Origin of the sequence: Paenibacillus sp. LX16 (assembly GCF_036252815.1) — a bacterium.
Taxonomy (GTDB): Bacteria; Bacillota; Bacilli; order Paenibacillales; family Paenibacillaceae; genus Paenibacillus; species Paenibacillus polymyxa_B.
The window spans coordinates 4,801,164-4,821,829 of sequence record NZ_CP141152.1 but is presented as its reverse complement, the minus strand read 5'-3'; the positions used below and the strand labels follow the sequence as shown (position 1 = coordinate 4,821,829).

The window sequence follows — 20,666 nt, the reverse complement described above, 5'->3', positions numbered from 1 at the left end:
AAGCCATCTTTATCGTTCATAAAATCAACACAAATTGAAGCATAAAAAATTGAGGAGTGTGTGTAGATATGAATATGGTAATGAATCGCTTTGAGCAATTTTCTTTTAAGAAGGTATTTGTAGCATTGATCATGACAGCGCTTGTTTTTGCACTCGTTGCTCCATTCTCAGCTAAAGCGGCAGCAGCCGACGGCACGTATAACGTAGACTATACCGTTCTGAAGGATCAAACCAATGAAACTTCTCGATTGGATAGCTACCTGACGAAGCCTGCTCAGGTTACGGTAGCTAATGGCAAAAATGTCGTTCGTCTGACTGTGAAAAGCAGCAATCTGATTACAACGTTCAAAGTAGAGCAAAATGGCGTACTGCAAGATGCGACTGTGGTAAGCACAGATACTGCGAACAACACTCGTGTAGTGGAATTCGAAGTTGCTGATCTGAATGCAAAAGTGAATGCTTACGCTGAAATCACAATTCCAGTAATCGGCTACACAGGCAAGTACGATGTACAACTGCAATTCGACGAAATCTAATCCAAAATAAAACTAAAAGGAGATTAAGAACATGAACATGAACATGAACATGAACATGATTATGAATCGTATGGAAAAATTGTCTTTGAAAAAAGTAATGCTTACTGTACTGATGGCAGCGCTTGTTTTTGTGGTACTAGCTCCATTTTCTGCCAATAAAGCGAACGCGGCTTTGCCTAATGGAACGTATCAATTGCCTTATACCGTTTATAAAGATGGAACCACTCAGCCATCTTACATGGATACAAATGGTTATGTGAAAAAACCAGCCACACTGATTGTTACGAATGGTCAATATAAAGTGAGAGTAGCTATTACCAAAAGTGCTTGGGTTACTGAATTCAAAACTCAACAAAGCGGTCAGTATGTGAATGCGACTGTAGTAAGCACATCAGGGGATACAAGAATAGTCGAATTCCCTGTAACTAGCCCGTCTCAAAAATTGAACGTTAAACTGCATGTAAGTGTGCCTGCAGAATACACTGGTGGTATTCCGTACGATCACGACTATGTTGTTCAATTCCAATTCGACGACAGCGATATCTAAGACTTCTTTTTGAAAATATAATTTTGAATTGAATACTCATTTGGAGCTTAGTTTCAAAGCACCAAATGAGTATATTTTATGTAGGGGGATACATCACCTTGAAAAGCCGATTTAACAAATTTATAACGACATTTGCTGCTGTTCTAATGTTGTTTTCTTTAGTTTCACCATACGTAGGAGCAACACCTGAGGGTGAGTCCACTTCGTCGAATTTGCCCGATCTAAGCACTACAGTCACTAGTGCTACTTATGCTACTTATGAGATTCCGGTAGAAGTGCCCAGCACATATGCTGAGCCTACCAATGCTGTGACCATTACTGATGCGACCTATGCAGATGGAGAATACCTGATCGATTACAAAACTTTAAGAAAGACAGTCAGCGGTAGCACTAGGGATTCAAGCTTCAAAACAAACTATACCTATCCTGGAGATTTGATCATTAAGGATGGAAAATACCATTTTTCATTTAAGTTTGCGGAATCTCAAGGTCTTTCGAAATTTTTAGTTGAACAAAACGGGGAAACAGTTCCCGCAAAAATAGAGGTGGATTCTGGGAAAACTTCCGGGACTGTAAGCTTCGATGTTTATGATTTTCATCAAAATGTAAATACGGAGTTTGGATTTAATAGCAGTTCTCCATGGTATGTAGATACCGATCCAGACCGTTCAGTGAAGGAATGGATTGAGTTTGATCCTTCCAGTTTGAGACTTAAAAACTCAACGGAGAATCCAACGGTTCCACCTGTAACACCACCGGTAACGCCTCCTAATACAGGAGAGAAACTCGCTGATTTGGACTTTACCCTTTTGAAAGATGAAAGCAATGAAAAGTCAATGATGGATGGGTATACGGAGAAACCAGGCTCTCTAATTGAGCGTGGTGGTAAACGATATGTCCAATTTACATTAAAGAACAGTAAGCAGATTGATGGTTTCAAGGTAGAGCAAAATGGAGTGTTAACCGACACCTCTGTTGTAAGTGAAGATCAAACTGCGAATACACGAATGATCGAGTTTGAAGTAAAAGATCTGCCTGCCAAGCTGAACGCATGGGTAAGCATCAACTGGCCTGAGCTGGGCTACGTGAATACTTATAATGTGGATCTTCAGCTGGCCTCTGTACCCGTAGCATCAGATTTGGCGGATGGAACGTACTCGATTAACTTTAACGCGCTGCATGCCACAAAAGATCAATCGTCAGCCATGGCACAATATCTGTTGTCTCCAGCGACTTTGATGGTATCGAAGGGGCAAAAAGAAGTTTTCTTTACCATTAAAGACAGCACCACAGTAACGGAGTTCAAAACAGAACAAAACGGAACGTTAACAGATGCGGATATTGTAAGGGAGGACAAGACAGCCAATACGCGTGTTGTGAAATTCAAAGTAGCGGATTTGGACGCGATTTTAAATGCACAAGTACATGTGAGCACGACCTATCCAGGTGGGGTTTATGAGATGGATCATAAGCTTCGTCTGCAATTTGACAAGAATAGTATTACAGGAAATGGAACCTCTCCAGAAACAAGTTCCAATCTGGATTTCACCCTTTTAAAGGATGGAACCAATGAAAAGTCAATGATGGATGGTTATACAGAGAAACCAGGCGCTTTGATTGAACGTAATGGCAAGAAGTATGTACGTTTTACTTTGAAAAACAGTAAGCAAACTGATGGTTTTAAGGTAGAACAAAATGGACTATTAACTAATGTTGCTACAGTAAGTGAAGACAAAACTGCGAATACACGAGTTATTGAATTCGAGGTTAAAGAAATTCCTGCTAAGTTAAGCGCATGGGTAAGCATCAACTGGCCTGAGCTGGGCTACGTGCATACTTATAATGTAGATCTTCAGTTGGCTTCTGTACTCGCGCCATCAGATTTGGCGGATGGAACGTACTCGATTAATTTTAACGCGCTGCATGCCACAAAAGATCAATCGTCAACCATGGCAAAATATCTGGTGTCTCCAGGGACTTTGACGGTATCGAAGGGGCAAAAAGAAGTTTCCTTCACCATTAAAGACAGCACCACGGTAACGGAGTTCAAAACAGAGCAAAACGGAACGTTAACGGATGCGGATATTGTAAGTGAGGACAAGACAGCCAATACGCGTGTTGTGAAATTCAAAGTAGCCGATTTGGACGCGATTTTAAATGCACAAGTACACGTGAGCACGACCTACCCGGGTGGGGTTTATGAGATGGATCATAAGCTTCGTCTGCAATTTGACAAGAGCAGCATTGCTAATACCCCATCCCCGGTTGATCCTGGGACGCCAGGTACGCCCGGAAAGGTTATAGCTGATGGAACATATTCGATCCAGTTCAATGCACTACACGCAACAAAGGATCAAAAATCGGCAATGGCACAATATTTATTATCTCCAGCGACTCTGACGGTGCTGAGAGGCAAGTATGAAGCCTCCTTTACTATCAAAGACAGCACCACAGTGACGGAGTTCAAAACAGAGCAAAATGGAACGTTGACAGATGCAGATATTGTAAGTGAGGACAAGAATGCTAATACACGTGTTGTGAAATTCAAAGTGGCCGATTTGGACGCTATTCTGAATGCACAGGTACATGTAAGCACGATCTATCCAGGTGGGGTTTATGAGATGGATCATAAGCTTCGTCTTCAATTTGACCGCAGCAGCATTACAGCTAAAGGACCGGATAACGGAACCACAACTCCAGTTGAAAATGGCAGATACAGCATTGATTTCTCTGTACTCAAAAACGGAAGCAATGAAATATCTGTGATGGATGGATATATGCAAAAACCAGCTACACTGTTAAAACAGTCTGGTAAAAATTTCATTCAAATTAAAATGGACAAGAGCAGCTGGATTAAAACGTTTAAAGTAAATGGTTCTGAAGCTCAGGTGGTTGAACATTCCACCTCTGCAGACACAAGAACAGTACAATTTGAAGTGCCTAATCTTTCAGATAAAGTTACAGTGAACACGCATGTCATCGTACCTGGATTGGATTTGGGTGGCATCCCATACGATCACGTATATGATGTGCAGTTCCAATTCGAGCCTGCTACTATTCGCAGCTTTGTCGAGCCTTCCTCTACAGGAGCTACAGATCCTATCGTCAAATTGGATTTTGACAAGCTTGTCAATGGCAAATATGCTTTGAAATTCAGTATCGTATTGTCAGATGGCTCAACAGCAGTGGATTCACAGGCTCAACGCTTCATCACTGACGAACCGGCGCAATTGGTCGTGGAAGGCGACAAACGGTTTGTAGGTCTGAAGCTGCAAAACAGTAATGAAGTGAAGGCGCTGCGCATTTGGGACAACGCAAGCGGGGACTACCGAGACGCAGAAGTGACCCAGGAAGATGCAGCAAGCAATACGAAGCACGTTCGTTTTAGCGTAAATGACTTTAAGAACAATGTAAAAGGCCAACTGGTTGTCTATGAGGCACCTAAAGTGGCAAGTGCCGATCCGATGGTCTTTAAGGCTGAAGATCGTGTTGAAAAGGTATACGATTTTGAATTTAAATTCGATACCAGTAATGTAGCTTATTACAACGACAAGAAGTCGGTTGAAGCAGAAAAAGGGAAAAATAACTTAGCCGATGGAGAGTACACTGCGAACTTCCGTGTGCTTGCAAACGGAACGGATAAGGATTCTTTGGTGGCTCCATTTGTACAAAATCTGGCGAAGTTGATTGTAAAAAATGGTAAGATTCAGGCCCATGTAACCGTTACGGACAACCAGGCTTTGAAGCTATTCCAAACGGATTTTGAAGGCCGTTATGCCAATCCGACGATTATGGGTTCGGACACCAAAGGTGGCACGCACACGATCGCATTCGAAGTGCCTGATCTGGATAAAAAGTTGAGTGTGTACACACAGGTATATCTGCCTGAGAAATACATTCTAAATGAGAAATTAGGCGGACAGATTCAATTTGACCGTGCATCGCTTAAAGGTGAGGGAGTCCATGCAGCTACAACTGCAACCGCTACTGGACCAACAGCAGCTTCTACGGAGAAGGCAGCAGAAACGACCACACCTGTGGCAGAAACAAAACCAGTAGTTGAGCAACCGGCTCAAACCGCTTCGGAGAAGCAATACACGATTAATTACAACGTATTTAAAGACAAAACGAGTGAAGCTTCCGTTATGGACGGTTATCTCGACAAGCCAGCCACACTTATTGAAAAGGGAGACAAGCGCTATATTCAAGTGACTTTGAAAAATAGTTCTTGGATGCCAGCTCTTCAAGTGGAGCAAAACGGTGCCCTGAAAGATGTAGAAGTAATCTCGACATCCGGCGATACACGTGTCGTTCAATTCGAGGTAGGGGACTTGTCTCAGAAAATTAGTGCTTACACACACGTTATTGTGCCTGGCTTGGTCCTTGGCGGAGTGCCGTATGATCACTGGTATACAGTTCAGTTCCAATTTGATGGAGAAAGCCTAAAAGCGAAGTAGCCTCAGGTTGTGATAATCAATGAAGTCTGAATAACAGCAAAGTTTGTATGCGAGCAAGTCTTGGTGCCCCGGCATCAAGACTTGTCAGCATTTACATACCCGAGGAATTTGCAAAAATCCAATAAGCGACTTCTAATGAACAATATGTAGATCGAAATGGTCTAGTTCGTCTATATTATTGCGCTTTGGAGCGACTGGAATCGAATTTTGCAAAATCCTGATACCCGAAAAGTGGGGGTTCCTACTGTTGTTCTATATTTTGAATTGAGGTGACTGGATTTTCATGAAACGGTATATAGCATTGGCTCAAGGAAGATCGTTTGGTTTGTATATGTTAATCGGCATCGTGATCTTGTTGCTGGCTGGATGCTCGGGAGGAGCAGAGGCCGAACGGAGTAGTAATGATGGTTCGAAATCAGCGGTAACATCTGCTGCAACCGGAAAGTCGTCTGATGATAAAGCTCAAACGCCACGTATTGTGGCGACTACGGTAGCCATTGCGGAAATCACGGATGCACTGGGCCTGGATTTGGCAGGCAAGCCGACAAGCACGAAAGTGCTGCCTGACCGTTACAAGGATGTGCCTGATGTGGGTAATCCGATGAGTCCTGATATGGAAAAAGTGATGTCACTGAAGCCGACGGACGTACTGTCGGTGACGACACTGAAATATGATCTGGAGCCTAAATTTAAAGATTTGAAAATCAATGCCGAATTTTTAAATTTTGAAAGTCTCGCGAATATGCAAAAAGAAATTCAAAAGCTGGGAGACACGTTTGACAAAGCCGATAAGGCCAAAGAGATTAATGGAGCTTTGGATGCCAAAGTAGCCGAGATTCAACAAAAGATCAAAGGGAAGAAATCCCCTAAAGTATTGATTTTGCTGGGAGTACCGGGAAGCTATCTGGTGGCTACCGAGCATTCCTATATTGGAGATCTGGTTAAAATTGCTGGCGGAACCAATGTGGTTCGGGGCGAGAAGGTGGAGTTCATTGCCCACAATACCGAAGCCTTGCAGCAATCCAACCCCGATATCATTTTGCGCGCTGCACACGGGATGCCGGATGAAGTAGTGAAAATGTTCGATGAAGAGTTCAAAACTAACGATATCTGGAAGCATTTCAACGCTGTGAAAAATGGGCATGTCTATGATCTGCCTGAACCGTTGTTTGGCACAACAGGGAATTTAGCGGCAAACTCGGCGCTGGATGAGCTGATGAAAATGCTGTATCCTTCGAATTAAAGGAAGCTGATGACATGTCCAAAAAAGGTTGGAGCCTTATTGTTGTAATGGTCTTGCTCGTCGGTGTCATGCTGTATTCGGCGATGACAGGCAGTCTCAAGGTGGATTTGAGTCAGTTGGTGACCGGATTGTGGACAGGTACTGACGATCAGGTGAATGTGGTCAAGGACCTGAGACTACCGAGAATTTTAGTGTCCGTAATGGCAGGTGCAGCACTTGCAGTAACGGGTGTTTTGCTGCAAGCCGTCATGAAAAACCCGCTGGCGGATGCTGGGGTTATCGGCATTTCTTCGGGAGCGGCATTGATCTCGCTGATTGCGGTGACGGTCTTTCCGGCGCTTTATTTCTGGATGCCGTTCTTTTCATTTATTGGCGGTGCGTTAGCCTGCCTAATGGTTTATGGATTTTCGTGGAAATCTGGCTTGCATCCGATTCGTCTCATTCTGATCGGGGTGGCTGTGAACGCCATTTTTTCCGGTCTAGGTCAGTCCTTTAACTATCGAGGCAGTTATGCGGTCACCAGCATTAACCAGGTTACCACCTCAACCTTGTCTATGAAAAAATGGGTAGATGTCGAGGTTATTGTGACCTATGGCGGAATTGGGTTAATTTTAGCCATGCTCGTGTTCTCTTGGTGCAATTTCTTATCTCTTCAAGATAAAACGGCTAAAAATCTAGGATTCAATGTAACACGCGCACGACTTTTGATTTCTGTGATTGCAGTGCTACTTGCAGCAACGGCTACAGCCATCGCGGGAGTGATTGCCTTTATCGGCCTGCTCGTTCCGCATTGTGCCCGCTACCTAGTTGGCTCGGATCATAAGTGGCTGATTCCATTTTCCGCCTTATGCGGCGGCTTGCTGTTGCTGCTCGCGGATACACTGGGGCGGACAGTGCTTGCTCCCAATGAAATCCCGGCTTCTATTATTATGGCTGTCATTGGCGGACCGTTCCTGATATTCCTGATCAGAAAGGCGGATCGCACCTATGGACATTAAGGATATAACCTTCTCATATGATCGGAAAACAGATCGTCTACATGCTATTAATGCTGTTATTGAGTCGGGACGGATTACGACCATAATTGGTCCCAACGGATGCGGCAAATCGACGCTGCTCAGCGTGATGTCCAACAATGCTGTTCCCCGCTTGGGCCAGGTGATTCTGGACGGCAAGGAGATAGCCCACTACAAGCCCAAGGAGCTGGCCCGTCAACTGGCGGTAGTCCATCAGCAGAATGAGGCACCTTCCGACTTGACTGTAGAAAAGCTCGTCAGCTTCGGAAGGTTGCCGCATAAGAACATGTTCACAGCGAGACGTGATGAGAATGAGGAAGCGATCGAGTGGGCGATAGCCTGTACTAACCTGAACGAACGTAGAACTCGCACGTTGGATCAGCTCTCAGGAGGAGAACGGCAGCGTGTATGGATTGCAATGGCCTTGGCACAGCGGACGCCAATTTTATTTTTGGATGAGCCGACTACCTATTTGGATATGTACTACCAGCTTGAAATTTTAGAGCTCATTCGGCAGTTAAACCAGGAACATGGACTGACAATCGTGATGGTGTTGCATGATATCAATCAGGCTATTCGGTACAGCGATGTAATGATTGCTATGAAGGAAGGGCGTATTATAGCGAACGGCCCACCTACAGAGGTCGTTACATCCGAACTGATCCAGGCGGTTTATGATGTGGAGGTCGTAATCAAACAGGATGATGAAGCGGGCATGTACCTCATTCCGATAGGTGTCGGGGTTTCCTGACATTTACAAAGCGTGCGGAACGTTAATGCTGCGACTGAATAACACGTCTGTCCTCACGGCATCTCAACGAATTTAAAAACATGAAAATGGTTCTGGGCCATGTGTTTGTCAGGTGACAATCGTGGAGACAGAAGCATTTTTTATTTTATTTATAAGATATTGGATGAGATTTAGGGACGGTTATGCTTATACTACGGTTCGAATCCGATCTTTTGTGTGTTATACTATTGCCGTCGGTAATTTTGTGTTTAGCACTTTACTAATGATAAGGATGGTATGCTTATATGATCAGTACAAGCGGCGTAACGCTTCGTTATGGGAAACGCCCACTTTTTGAAGACGTAAATATCAAATTTACTCCTGGGAACTGCTACGGCCTGATTGGGGCGAATGGCGCGGGCAAATCCACCTTTTTGAAAATTCTTTCCGGTGAAATCGAAGCCAATTCAGGCGAGGTTCACATGACACCGGGTGAACGGATGGCAGTGCTCAAGCAGAACCATTATGAATACGATGAATTCCCGGTTCTGGAAACCGTTATTATGGGTCATACACGTCTGTATGAAATCATGAAGGAAAAAGATGCGCTGTATGCCAAAACAGAATTTACTGAAGCAGACGGCCTGCGTGCCGGTGAACTGGAAGGCGAATTTGCGGAGCTGAACGGTTGGGATGCTGAGCCGGATGCAGCTTCCTTGCTGATCGGTCTTGGTATTCCCCGCGACCTGCATGACAAGAACATGTCTGAGCTGAGTGGTAATGACAAGGTGCGTGTTCTCCTGGCTCAAGCGTTGTTTGGCCGTCCGAACAACTTGCTGCTCGATGAGCCTACCAACCATTTGGACCTCGAATCCATTCAATGGCTGGAAAATTTCTTGATGGACTATGAAGGCACCGTCATCGTCGTATCCCATGATCGTCACTTCCTGAACAAGGTATGTACGCATATTGCGGATATTGATTTTGGCAAAATCCAGATGTACGTCGGCAACTACGACTTTTGGTATGAGTCCAGCCAGCTTGCGCTTGCCTTGACTCGTGATGCAAACAAGAAAAAGGAAGAGAAGATCAAGGAACTGCAAGCCTTTATTCAGCGCTTTTCCGCGAATGCTTCCAAGTCCAAACAGGCTACTTCACGTAAAAAACAACTGGATAAAATTACGCTGGACGACATCCGTCCGTCGAACCGTAAATATCCTTTCCTGAACTTCAAGCCTGAACGCGAAGCAGGCAAACAACTGCTGACGGTAGACCGTCTCAGTAAAACCGTTGAAGGCGAGCAAGTGCTGAACGAGTTCAGTCTGGTTGTGAACAAAGGCGATAAAATCGCGTTTGTTGGGCCGAACGGTTTGCCTAAATCGACGCTCTTCCAAGTGTTGATGAACGAGATTGAAGCAGACAGCGGAGAATTCTCTTGGGGGATTACAACTAGCCAGGCTTATTTCCCGAAAGATAATTCCACCTATTTTGAAGGTGTGGACATGAATCTTGTGGAATGGCTGCGTCAATATTCCAAGGATCAGGACGAAACGTTCCTGCGCGGATTCTTGGGACGTATGCTTTTCTCTGGTGAAGAAGCGCTCAAGAAAGCAAGTGTGCTGTCCGGGGGCGAAAAGGTTCGCTGTATGCTGGCGAAAATGATGCTGAACGGTGCCAATGTGCTGTTGCTGGAAGAACCAACAAACCACTTGGATCTGGAGTCCATCACAGCGTTGAACAATGGTTTGATTGACTTTGACGGTACTATATTGTTCACATCGCATGACCACCAGTTTATTCAAACGATTGCGAACCGCATCGTGGAAATTACACCAAACGGCGTAATCGACCGTACGATGAGTTATGATGAGTACTTGGAAAATGAAGAAATCACAAAGTTGCGTGAACGTATGTATCCGGTAGAAATCGGCTAAAATCCAAACCGGCTAACTTCAACAACTAGATAAACGAAAGAGGAGCTCCTTCAGGCCATTAAGATGGCAGGGAGACTCCTCTTTTTCGTTTTTGTACCATGCCCATAGCTTACTTGGTTCTGGCAGTGAGGTACGCCAGACCTTTGATACCCTATAAAGGCTATAAGGTGGATTATGATCCGCCTGTACGACGGCGTTGGTTGTTCGGCTTCTTCGTATTTTGGCTTTTCAGTGTTCTGGTGGAACCGCCTTGAAAGCCGCCCTGCTGTGAAGCGCCGGACTGCTGTTTTTTTTGTGCCAGCTTTTCCCGAATGGCATCTGCGAGATTAACTTTACGTGGTTCATTGGCATCGCTCATGAATAAATTCCTCCTGTTGCCGCCAGATTCATGTCAATCATGCTGGATTGAAGAAAAACGCGGCTGTGTCCTCATTTTATACGTTTTTAAAAGAAGGGACAAGGGCAACAATGATAACACACATCTGGGGTGGGGTGGAAGAGAAAAAGTCTGTTTTTTGTGTGAAGGAAAAAATGTTTTGTGTAACCTACAGGAATGGGGCCTGGCAATACTTTTTCGTTGTTACTACAGCGATGCAGAGCGGAAAGACTGTTTCTCTAGACCCACACAAAGTTCGTCTGCTATCCTGAAAATAACAGTTAACCAAAGAAAAATTGTTATTATTCAGGGCAGCAACGCTGCTATTTTTATTTTGGGCGCGGCGAGATCGTTCTGCTGGAAACTATATATTTGAAGGAGTGTCCTACGTTGTGGTAAATGTCTATGAAGAAATACGAAAAGGTGAGCGTGGGGCGTGGGTGAGCATTGCTGCTTATCTCTTGCTGTCCGCCTTTAAGCTGATTAGCGGATATATATTTGCTTCTAGTGCGTTGCGGGCGGATGGCTTCAACAATGTCACCGATATTGTAGTGTCGGTTGCTGTACTGATTGGACTGAGAATTTCCCAAAAGCCACCGGACTCTGACCATGCCTATGGACATTTTCGGGCAGAAACGATCGCGGCGCTGCTGGCGTCCTTTATTATGGCTGTCGTCGGTTTGCAGGTGCTTATTGACGGAATCGGGAGCATTTTCAAGGGCGAAAAGCAAATACCGGATATCACCTCCGCGGGTGTAGCTGTGATTTGTGCAGTGATTATGCTGGGAGTGTACCTTTACAATAACAGATTGGCACGGCAAATTAACAATAAGGCTTTGCTGGCAGCGGCCAAGGATAATCTATCGGATGCACTTGTCAGTGTTGGGGCAGCGGTTGGCATTATCGGCGCGCAGTTCGGGCTACCCTGGCTGGATACTGTAGCTGCGATCGCGGTAGGATTTATCATTTGTAAAACAGCGTGGGATATTTTTAAGGATTCTACGCACAGCTTGACCGATGGATTTGATGAGCAAGAACTGTCTGACTTACGGAGTACGATTGCCTGTATACCTGGAGTAGAGGGGATTCGGGACGTTAAGGCACGTGTACATGGTAATCATGCGCTGGTGGATGTGGTCATTGAGGTGAATCCGCAACTCAGCCTGATTGAAGGGCATCGGATCAGCGACCGGATTGAGGAACGCCTGCAAGAGGTTCATAATACGATGCATGTCCATGTCCATGTAGAACCCAAATTATAGATTAATTATTGAATAGTTAGTATTAAAAGTGACTTTAGACCTATATGCAAAAGGCGTATACGCTTCCTTTTGTGACGTTTGGATTATATCTCTCTTCCTGCTGCTTTTACTATAATGAAGGCATGTCCGGCTATATTCGTCGGAATTGGATATGCTCTTCAAATTCGTAAAAACAGCCAGGAGGTGCAACATTGAGAAGACGCGTGATGGGAATGCTCATGACGTCAGCCGCGCTGTTGGCAGCAATTCATGTGGCGCCGGGTCAGGTTGACGCAGCGGCATCAACAGCATCCACAGGACAGAAGGCGGTTATTCAGGCGGCTGTAAAGCTTAGATCCGGTCCTTCGACTACAGGGGATGTAGTCAGCTTTATGAAGCAGGGAGAGGCCGTAACGGTATTGGAGAAAACCAACAGCTATTGGTATAAGATCAAGACTTCTGATGGAGTAACCGGATACACTAGCAGCTCCGACAAGTACATAAAAATTGGCGCTACCAGCGTCGCTGCTGCTGTCACCCCGTCTACCACTCGTAAATCGGAAGCCACAGAGTCAGTTAAAAATGTTTCAGCTAAAGAGGCAGTGGCCTCAGTGAATAGTTCTGCCGGTCAAACGAAAGCCACGATTCAAACGTCCGTTCGTTTGCGGGCGGAGGCATCCACTTCTTCCGAGGTTTTGGGCTATTTGAATGCAGGGGATGTCGTTACGATTACCTATCCAAGTAATGCTTATTGGTTCAAGGTTACCAAAACTGATGGTACGGTGGGCTATGTCAGCTCGTCTCCACAGTATATTCGTATTGGTGAGGGCGTTGTTGTGCAGCAGCCTGTGTCTGCTCCGGTGACAACCACTCCTGATACTACCGCAATACCTGCGACAGCCTCTCCTGCGTCAACTATGAACATGTTTTCCGGTGATGCAGCGGCTGCAATAGAGCAGGTTATTAACACGGGGATGACTTATCTCGGAACTCCATATGAATATGGTTCGGATCGCAACAGTACGGCTACTTTTGATTGCTCGGCATTTACCCGTCAAATTTTCCGTCAGGCTGTAGGTATCCAGCTTCCGGCAGATTCTCGTTCACAGGGTGAGTGGATCAAGCAAAACAGTCAGCCGAATACGGACATGACTACGCTGAAGCGTGGCGATTTGCTCTTCTTTACAAATTATAATGCATCTTCCGGGGCGTACACGTCCTTGGATAATTCCTCCCAAACGATTACACACGTAGCTGTATATTTGGGAGACAACAAGCTTCTCCATACGTTTTCTGTAGCGGGTGGCGGTGTAAAAGTTACGGATTTCAGCAAGCCTTGGCAGGATCGTTTCCTGTTTGGGGGCAGCGTGATTCAATAAAGCGCCGCTAACTGTTAAAAAGCTGCATCAAAAAAGGATGTTCCACAGCCCTGTTAACCAGGGTGGGAACATCCTTTTTTTATAAACATTTAGAATATTGCTTTTGTGCAGCTAGCATCCGATAACTATGAAACCCGTTTTCTTCCGGTAAAGAGTGAAATGACGAACAACACCAGAAATATCACAAATAATATTTTAGCGATTGTAGCAGCTATGGACACGACGATACCAAAAAAACCCAAGATCCCGGCGATCACAGCAAAAATTAAGAATAAAGCGGACCATTTTAGCATGTTCTGTATCCTCCTTTAATTGTATATAATGTGGCATACTCACACTCCGATAGAGCGTGGTTGCAGATGACAGTGACTTCTACAGATTATTCGTGACTGTGCCATCGTTATATGGTGTTATAAACGGTGCGAGAGTCCGTGAATCATAACGTTTGGAGCGGAGAAGAAGCCAGCCTGGACGTTGTTTCGTGTCTGAATCTAAAGGGTAACTATGCAGTAATCATAAACATCATCGTGAAAGACGAAAGAGAGGTTACGCTATGTTAACACAGGTCAGCATTTTTATTATTGCTATCGCATTTGCAGTTCTCGTTATTTTCCTCATTAAAACGTTGAAAGCAGCACAAGGCTCTTTGGATAAGGTGACTCAAACCTTGCAGGATGTACAAAAAACGATAGATGAACTGAGTTATGAAGTAAAACAAACGGTTCGACATGCGAATGACATCACCGCAGACGTTGATCATAAATTGAAGCAAGTGGAGCCAGTGATGGAATCGGTTAGAAACTTGGGAGAGGTACTCAGCGAAGTGACGCTGGCTGCTAAGCAGGCTTCAACAGCGTTAATGACACGGTTTCAGAAATCGCATAGCGCTGCGAGTAATACTTCCAGAACGGATCACGCAATCAAGGCAACGACACCGAATAGACCTTTGACCGCAACGGAGCGGACGGTTCAGAGCTACAATGCGACTTATGAGGAGCCTGCGGCCAAGCCGGGTAAAAACTGGTTGGGTTATGTAGACATCGCTGCTGGGGTGTGGCAGAAAATGCGTCAGTAGCATAGGGGCTGGACCGTAAACTACAGGAAATTCATTGAAAGGGTGAGAATTATGATGAAGACGTTATTACTGGCTGCTGGTTTGCTCACTCCCTTTTCCGGACAGGATACGGTTCAGCAAACCGTTTCCCCGCAAACAGCGGGGCATATGGTTAGGACTGTACAGACGATACCCGCTCCACATGCTGTACCAGCAGATTTTCATACCTTAAATGGCATATCATTGGATGATACACGTGCCGATGTATTGAAAAAGCTGGGCAAGCCACAACGAGTTAAAAAGGATATGCTGCTGCTTTCTACGGAATACCAATATCCAGATGTTGTAGTTGGTATGCGTGAGGACGTCGTTTCTTATGTTCATGTAGATCCTGCTGCCGGTCGAATCAAGGTGAATGATGAGTGGCTGCCGTTGCAACGAAAAACGCTGGATCAGGCGCTGGGTGGCTCGCAATTTACGGCGGAAGACGGAGAGGTATATGTACGCGGACAACGTGCAATCAAAGTGTTTATGGATGAGACGTCGGATAAACCTAAGTATGTTGAGTTTTTTGATGAAACGGAGTGGTAATCATTTTTTTGAGGCGTGACATAACCTGGAAGTTTCAAATGGATATGTGAAGTGTAATAGTCAGAGAAGTCAATCCTTAAAGGAGCGTGAGAAACATGAATCAGACCAATCATAAATCTTATGCCAAAGTGGTAGATAACGGTGTACAAGCCGTTGAAGCAGTAAATGAGTTGCGTAACACGGGCTATCGTTATGAGGATGTGTTCGTGCTCGCTCATGATCAGGATCGGACAGATCGTATTGCCGATACGGTGGATGCCAAGGAAATCGGGATTAAGGAAGAGGGCGTTTTCGATTCATTAGCCAACTTGTTCCGTTCCCGCGGCGATGAGCTTCGCGCTAAAATTACTTCTTTGGGATTTACAGATACCGAAGCTGACTTTTATGAAAAAGAACTGGATCAGGGTAAAGTGCTGGTCATTGCTAAAAAAGCGTGATATTGCTGTTCACTATAAAAGCAGAGTGACATTAGATTCGAAAAAGAGGAAGTTGACCGCAGCACAAGTGTTTCGCGGGTCCTCCAAAAACATAGATAAGGAATGGGGTTTTAGCCTCATTCCTTATCTATGTTTTTGGAATGCCTTCTTACGGAAACACTACTTCTAATCAACAAGGGTGTTGCCGTTTAAGTAGGTATAGTATAATACATGAGTTACAGATAAGGAGAGGCCAATGAGAATTCTAATTGTTGACGATAACCCGACGAATGTCATTATAATTCGTGAAATACTGAAAAAAGAAAATTATCGGGATGTGATCTCTGCTAGCTCGGCCGCAGAAATGTTGGAGCATCTGGGAATCGGCGACCGTACCATTAGTCTTCGACCCCGTCCTTCAGATATTGATCTGGTGCTGCTGGATATGATGATGCCTGAAATGGACGGCATTGAAGCTTGCAGTATTGTGCAGGGATATGAGCATTTAAAAGATATCCCCATAATTATGGTAACGGCTGTAGGCGATTCCAAAAAATTGGCCGAAGCTCTGGATGTGGGAGCCGTCGATTACGTCACGAAGCCGATCAACAAGGTAGAGCTCATGGCGCGAATCCGGTCTGCCTTGCGTCTCAAACAGGAAAAGGACTGGCATAAAGATCGGGATCAGCGAATACAGGATGAGCTGAAGCTGGCCGCGATGGTGCAGCAGGCGGTGCTTAGTCCTGCCATTCAGGACCCGGTGCTGCAAGTGAATGCGCTCTACCAGCCTTCATTTGAACTGGCAGGGGATTTATATTCATGGTATCCGTTAGGGGAGGGGCGATATGCCATCATTTTGCTTGATATGATGGGGCATGGCATTTCTTCCTCGTTGTTCTGCATGTTCATTGCATCTGTACTTAAGGATACGGTAACCACATATGTGGAGCCTGAGAAAGTCATACAAGAGCTGAATCGTCGTTTTAATCAACTGGATCTGGGCAAGCAGCTGGTACAGTATTATTTTACGGCGATTTATATGGTGATTGATACCCGTTCACGGCGAATTGACTATGTAAATGCGGGACATCCTCCTGGCTTGCTGTTCAATCAGGACGGCAGTATTACCAAATTTGACCGTGCCTGTAGCCCGGTTGGTTTGTTTGATAAAATTGATGCAGAAATGCACACGATTCATTATGAAGGAACTGGACATATCGCTTTGTATACGGATGGCTTGCTGGAGGCGGTGGAAGGTGAATATGAGGAGCAGTTGGAGTATCTGACTGAGTGTCTACGTAAGTATGAAGAATGGAATGAAGAAGCGATGCTGGATGCTTTTTTCCGTAAAGAGGCGCCACAGGATCGTGATGATGATAAGTGCCTGATCTGGATTTCATTGAAAGAGGGAGAGAGCTTGCATGAAAATCAGAAATAAACTGCTGATCGGCTTTGGATCGCTTATGGCGATCCTCCTTGTGCTGACACTAATCAGCTATGACCGGATGGGGAGCCTGAATGAGCAGTTGAATCAGGTTTATCAGGATCGATATATGAAAGTCCGGAAAACAACAGCTATTCGCGGGCAGGTGAATGATAAGGCCAAAGTGATGGCCAATCTGATCTTGAATCCAGGTTCCTCCGTTAGTGAGGCCAAACGCGAGCTGGACGATATTTCGGCTACTGGAACGAAAGTGCTGGCTAGTCTGCAAACGAATTCCGGCACCAGTGAAGAGCAACAGCAGGTTGATCGGGTAGCCGTCGCGTGGAATGAATTTTTAAGTTACGAACAAAGACTGGTTTCTTTGTTGGGGCAAGATCGTATTGATGAGGCTAACGCTTTCCGCAATAGTACTGGTTTGCCTGCCCAAGAGGAGGCGATGGATAGTATTAATGCCCTTGCCGTTTTTCAGGATCGGGAAATTGATAGCGACATGAAGCAGGCCAATTTGGCGTATGAAGAATCTGTGCAGATTACCACAATTCTGATGGCCGCCGGCCTGATCATGGGCTTACTGGTTATTTTGTGGGTGCTCCCAAGCATTGCCAAAGGTCTAAATGTCGTGAATCTCATGATTAATGGTTTTGGCAAGGGAAAGTACAGGGCCATCAGCCGAATGAGTGTTGCCTCCAAAGATGAAATTGGTGAGGTCGCTCGTGTATTTCAACAAATGGCCGGAGACCTGGAAGAAAAGCGGAAATTTGAACATTCCGTCCTTCAAACGCAGAAGGACCAAACTTGGCTTAATGCCAATACTGCTCGGGTGACTGAGTTGTTCCGTGGCGTAAATTCACTGGAGCAGGTTGCTCAGATGTTCATTAGTGAGTTTACGCCCATCTTGGGAGGCAGCTATGGAGCCATCTATTTGCAAGGAAAAGATGTGGAAGACGACCGTTTTAAGTTATACGGCTCCTATGCAAAGGTGACTGGCGAAAATTCGATTAGGGACGTTATCCAGGTGGGCGAAGGATTGCTCGGACAATGTGTTCTGGATCGTAAGCCGATTTTGATTACAGAGGCTCCTGACGGGTATTTGTCCATCGGCTCTGCCTTAGGAGAAAGTAAGCCAGTGGGAATTATGATTTTCCCTATTTTGTTCGAGGATGAGTGTATCGGCGCTGTAGAAATAGCATCACTGGATCGCTTCAGTGATCTGGAAACGAAGTTGTTTGCTCAATTAGTAGAGAGTATGGGGATCATTCTAAACAATATCAAGGGACGGATGCGTGTAGAGCAATTGCTGCGCGAATCCCAGGCACTTACTGAGGAATTGCAATGCCAGTCCGAGGAGCTACAAACTCAGCAAGAGGAACTCAAGCGCTCCAACGAAAATTTGGAGGAGCAAACAGAGGAACTCAAGCGTTCAGAGGAATTGTTACAGCGTCAACAGGAAGAATTGGAGCATTTTAATACTGAACTGATTGCCAAAACCAGAGCGCTAGAAGAACAAGTTCGAGAAGTGGAAGAAAAGAACGACGAGATCGAACATGCACGAGCTCAGTTGGAGCAACAGGCCATGCAGCTGGGGATCACAAGCAAATACAAATCAGAGTTTTTGGCCAATATGTCTCATGAGTTGCGTACTCCGCTAAATAGCTTGCTTATTCTTTCTCAGCTCTTGTCTGAGAACAAGGAAGGCAATCTCAAGCCAAAGCAGGTGGAATATGCACAAACCATTTATATGTCAGGCGCGGATTTGTTGAAAATGATTGATGAAATTCTGGATTTATCCAAAGTGGACGCTGGAAAAATGGATATTAACCATGAAACGGTCCACTTGAAGGAACTGGAACTGTTTGTGGAGCAGAATTTTGCTCCGGTCGCAGCCCAACGTGAGCTTCAACTGCATACCGAAATCGAAGAGAACTTGCCAGATGCCATTATCAGTGACGGTTATCGTCTCAAACAAATTTTACGTAATTTGCTGTCCAATGCGTTCAAGTTCACTACAGAAGGTTCTATTCGTTTCAGTGTATCTCGGGCAAACGGAGAGCAGCTTCCTAGTCTGCTAAATCCACGGAGATCCTATTTGGCTCTATCTGTGCGCGATACGGGCATTGGGATTGCTTCCGATAAAACGGATCTGATCTTCGAAGCCTTCCAGCAGGTAGACGGTACAACTAGCCGGAAATACGGGGGGACAGGACTAGGTCTGTCGATCAGCCGTGAGCTTTCCAGATTGTTGGGCGGCGTTATTACGGTGGAATCTGAGCAGGGGCAGGGCAGTTGCTTCACACTGTATTTGCCGGAACAAACGCCAACGGCTGAGGATATGGATTCTCATTCGAGAGAGAAATTTAACGGGGCGGATGTGAATTCGGATTTTGAGAATGACGCAGCCTCGGCAGAAACGGACCTTCCCATGATTATGCCTGCTAAACGGTTGCCATTATATCAGATGCCTTTGAAAAACAAAGCGGAGGACATTATACATCCGGGAGACGACCGAAACGAGATTACCTCGCAGGATAAAGTGCTGCTGATTATTGAGGATGATATTAATTTTGCTAATATTTTGTACGATATGGCCCGTAGCCGGGGCTTTAAGGCACTGGTCGCTCTCCAAGGAGACGATGGGCTCAACATGGCTCAGTCTTATTTGCCGGATGCTATTATATTAGATATTCAATTACCTGTGATGGATGGCTGGTCCATTTTGGGCGAGCTAAAAGGAAATTCATCGACACGCCATATTCCAGTGCATGTTATTTCGGTCATAGATGATGTAAAACAGGGCTTGATGATGGGCGCGATTGCCTATCTCAAAAAGCCTTCCTCGAAGGAAAGTCTGGATAAGGCATTTTCACATATCAAATCGTATACGGACCAAATGGCCAAACGTCTTCTTGTGGTTGAAGATGATGATAATCAGCGTAAATCGATTATTGAGCTGATCGATCATGATGATGTTGCCATTACGGCGGTATCGACAGGACAGGAAGCACTGAATGAGCTGGCTATCCAGCGGTATGACTGCATGGTACTGGACCTGATGCTGAGCGACATGACTGGTTTTGAACTGCTGGATCGTATTCGAGAGAACGAGCAGCTAGCTGATCTGCCGATCATTATTTATACAGGCAAAGATCTGGATAGCAAAGAAGAAATGCAACTTCGCAAGTATGCAGAGTCTATTATTATTAAGGATGTTAAATCGCCGGAACGGCTTTTGGACGAAACAACGCTGTTCTTGCATCGTGTAGAGGCGAATCTTCCTGAGGACAAACGCAAAATTTTACAGAAGCTATACAACAAGGAAGAGCTGTTTGAAGGTAAAAAAATATTGTTGGTAGACGATGATATTCGCAATGTATTTGCTCTGTCCAGTGTGCTGGAAAGCTATCGTATGGAGGTTACCTTTGCGGAAAATGGAAGAGAGGCACTGGAACTGCTGGAACAGACACCTGATTTTGATCTGGTGCTGATGGATATGATGATGCCGGAAATGGATGGATATGAAGCGATGCGGCGCATCCGGCTAATGCCAAAATTCGAGAAGTTGCCTATTATTGCGCTGACAGCCAAGGCGATGAAGGATGATCGTTCCAAGTGTATTGAGGCAGGCGCTTCCGATTATGTGAAAAAACCGATTCAAACCGAACAGCTTTTATCATTAATGCGGGTGTGGTTGTATTCGTAACCCAA

The 20,666-nt window shown here is 45.2% G+C and carries 16 protein-coding genes; 14 read left to right on the top strand and 2 right to left on the bottom strand.

What is annotated here, in order from left to right; all coding sequences use genetic code 11:
• Positions 1 to 68 precede the first annotated feature (68 nt).
• From T3H97_RS21735 to T3H97_RS21705, 7 genes are all read left to right on the top strand, one after another.
• Positions 69 to 536: an NEAT domain-containing protein gene (locus T3H97_RS21735; protein ID WP_025718712.1), complete on the top strand. Its 468-nt coding sequence runs from the start codon at positions 69 to 71 to the stop codon at positions 534 to 536.
• A gap of 49 nt (positions 537 to 585) precedes the next feature.
• The gene (locus T3H97_RS21730; protein WP_053326092.1) at positions 586 to 1,083 is read left to right on the top strand and encodes an NEAT domain-containing protein; all 498 of its coding nucleotides are present in this window, start codon (positions 586 to 588) and stop codon (positions 1,081 to 1,083) included.
• A gap of 98 nt (positions 1,084 to 1,181) precedes the next feature.
• Entirely contained in the window at positions 1,182 to 5,540 is a 4,359-nt protein-coding gene (locus T3H97_RS21725; RefSeq protein ID WP_328800850.1) for an NEAT domain-containing protein, read from the top strand.
• Between the two features lie 283 nt (positions 5,541 to 5,823).
• Positions 5,824 to 6,783 (top strand): heme ABC transporter substrate-binding protein IsdE, encoded by a 960-nt coding sequence (gene isdE / locus T3H97_RS21720; RefSeq protein WP_328800849.1) that lies wholly within the window; start codon positions 5,824 to 5,826, stop codon positions 6,781 to 6,783.
• Between the two features lie 14 nt (positions 6,784 to 6,797).
• Positions 6,798 to 7,781, top strand: coding sequence for a FecCD family ABC transporter permease (locus T3H97_RS21715; RefSeq protein WP_328800848.1), 984 nt, complete (start codon positions 6,798 to 6,800; stop codon positions 7,779 to 7,781).
• Positions 7,771 to 8,550, top strand: a complete 780-nt coding sequence (locus tag T3H97_RS21710; RefSeq protein WP_328800847.1) for an ABC transporter ATP-binding protein — start codon at positions 7,771 to 7,773, stop codon at positions 8,548 to 8,550. Before T3H97_RS21715 ends, T3H97_RS21710 begins: the two co-directional genes overlap by 11 nt.
• A gap of 284 nt (positions 8,551 to 8,834) precedes the next feature.
• On the top strand, positions 8,835 to 10,463 hold the full coding sequence (locus T3H97_RS21705; protein WP_328800846.1) for an ABC-F family ATP-binding cassette domain-containing protein: 1,629 nt from the start codon (positions 8,835 to 8,837) through the stop codon (positions 10,461 to 10,463).
• Positions 10,464 to 10,635: 172 nt separating this feature from the next.
• On the opposite strand, the gene T3H97_RS21700 is transcribed toward T3H97_RS21705, so the two are convergent.
• Entirely contained in the window at positions 10,636 to 10,821 is a 186-nt protein-coding gene (locus T3H97_RS21700; protein ID WP_328800845.1) for a hypothetical protein, read from the bottom strand.
• Between the two features lie 410 nt (positions 10,822 to 11,231).
• On the opposite strand from T3H97_RS21700, the gene T3H97_RS21695 reads away from it, so the two are divergent.
• Positions 11,232 to 12,101: a cation diffusion facilitator family transporter gene (locus tag T3H97_RS21695; RefSeq protein ID WP_328800844.1), complete on the top strand. Its 870-nt coding sequence runs from the start codon at positions 11,232 to 11,234 to the stop codon at positions 12,099 to 12,101.
• Between the two features lie 191 nt (positions 12,102 to 12,292).
• The gene (locus tag T3H97_RS21690) at positions 12,293 to 13,459 is read left to right on the top strand and encodes a C40 family peptidase (protein ID WP_328800843.1); all 1,167 of its coding nucleotides are present in this window, start codon (positions 12,293 to 12,295) and stop codon (positions 13,457 to 13,459) included.
• Between the two features lie 125 nt (positions 13,460 to 13,584).
• On the opposite strand, the gene T3H97_RS21685 is transcribed toward T3H97_RS21690, so the two are convergent.
• On the bottom strand, positions 13,585 to 13,752 hold the full coding sequence (locus tag T3H97_RS21685; protein WP_028541846.1) for a DUF1328 domain-containing protein: 168 nt from the start codon (positions 13,750 to 13,752) through the stop codon (positions 13,585 to 13,587).
• Positions 13,753 to 14,012: 260 nt separating this feature from the next.
• Here T3H97_RS21685 and T3H97_RS21680 point away from each other — a divergent pair, with 260 nt between their 5' ends.
• The 5 genes from T3H97_RS21680 to T3H97_RS21660 all read left to right on the top strand — a co-directional run bounded on the left by T3H97_RS21680 (position 14,013) and on the right by T3H97_RS21660 (position 20,661).
• Positions 14,013 to 14,534 (top strand): DUF948 domain-containing protein, encoded by a 522-nt coding sequence (locus T3H97_RS21680; protein WP_069290384.1) that lies wholly within the window; start codon positions 14,013 to 14,015, stop codon positions 14,532 to 14,534.
• 51 nt (positions 14,535 to 14,585) lie between these two features.
• A complete protein-coding gene (locus T3H97_RS21675; protein ID WP_328800842.1) occupies positions 14,586 to 15,104 on the top strand; it encodes a hypothetical protein in 519 nt (172 codons plus the stop codon).
• 95 nt (positions 15,105 to 15,199) lie between these two features.
• A complete protein-coding gene (locus T3H97_RS21670; RefSeq protein WP_023990277.1) occupies positions 15,200 to 15,541 on the top strand; it encodes a YflT domain-containing protein in 342 nt (113 codons plus the stop codon).
• A gap of 235 nt (positions 15,542 to 15,776) precedes the next feature.
• Positions 15,777 to 16,958, top strand: a complete 1,182-nt coding sequence (locus tag T3H97_RS21665) for a PP2C family protein-serine/threonine phosphatase (protein ID WP_328800841.1) — start codon at positions 15,777 to 15,779, stop codon at positions 16,956 to 16,958.
• Complete coding sequence (locus T3H97_RS21660; RefSeq protein WP_328800840.1) at positions 16,942 to 20,661, top strand: response regulator; 3,720 nt, start codon at positions 16,942 to 16,944, stop codon at positions 20,659 to 20,661. Before T3H97_RS21665 ends, T3H97_RS21660 begins: the two co-directional genes overlap by 17 nt.
• Positions 20,662 to 20,666: the final 5 nt, after the last annotated feature.

Coding starts and splice junctions, on each gene's coding strand:
- T3H97_RS21670 (WP_023990277.1), top strand. CDS start 15,200: ATGAATCAGACCAATCATAAATCTTATGCCAAAGTGGTAGATAACGGT.
- T3H97_RS21700 (WP_328800845.1), bottom strand. CDS start 10,821: ATGAGCGATGCCAATGAACCACGTAAAGTTAATCTCGCAGATGCCATT.
- isdE (WP_328800849.1), top strand. CDS start 5,824: ATGAAACGGTATATAGCATTGGCTCAAGGAAGATCGTTTGGTTTGTAT.
- T3H97_RS21735 (WP_025718712.1), top strand. CDS start 69: ATGAATATGGTAATGAATCGCTTTGAGCAATTTTCTTTTAAGAAGGTA.
- T3H97_RS21660 (WP_328800840.1), top strand. CDS start 16,942: ATGAAAATCAGAAATAAACTGCTGATCGGCTTTGGATCGCTTATGGCG.
- T3H97_RS21665 (WP_328800841.1), top strand. CDS start 15,777: ATGAGAATTCTAATTGTTGACGATAACCCGACGAATGTCATTATAATT.
- T3H97_RS21710 (WP_328800847.1), top strand. CDS start 7,771: ATGGACATTAAGGATATAACCTTCTCATATGATCGGAAAACAGATCGT.
- T3H97_RS21675 (WP_328800842.1), top strand. CDS start 14,586: ATGATGAAGACGTTATTACTGGCTGCTGGTTTGCTCACTCCCTTTTCC.
- T3H97_RS21705 (WP_328800846.1), top strand. CDS start 8,835: ATGATCAGTACAAGCGGCGTAACGCTTCGTTATGGGAAACGCCCACTT.
- T3H97_RS21680 (WP_069290384.1), top strand. CDS start 14,013: ATGTTAACACAGGTCAGCATTTTTATTATTGCTATCGCATTTGCAGTT.
- T3H97_RS21730 (WP_053326092.1), top strand. CDS start 586: ATGAACATGATTATGAATCGTATGGAAAAATTGTCTTTGAAAAAAGTA.
- T3H97_RS21685 (WP_028541846.1), bottom strand. CDS start 13,752: ATGCTAAAATGGTCCGCTTTATTCTTAATTTTTGCTGTGATCGCCGGG.
- T3H97_RS21715 (WP_328800848.1), top strand. CDS start 6,798: ATGTCCAAAAAAGGTTGGAGCCTTATTGTTGTAATGGTCTTGCTCGTC.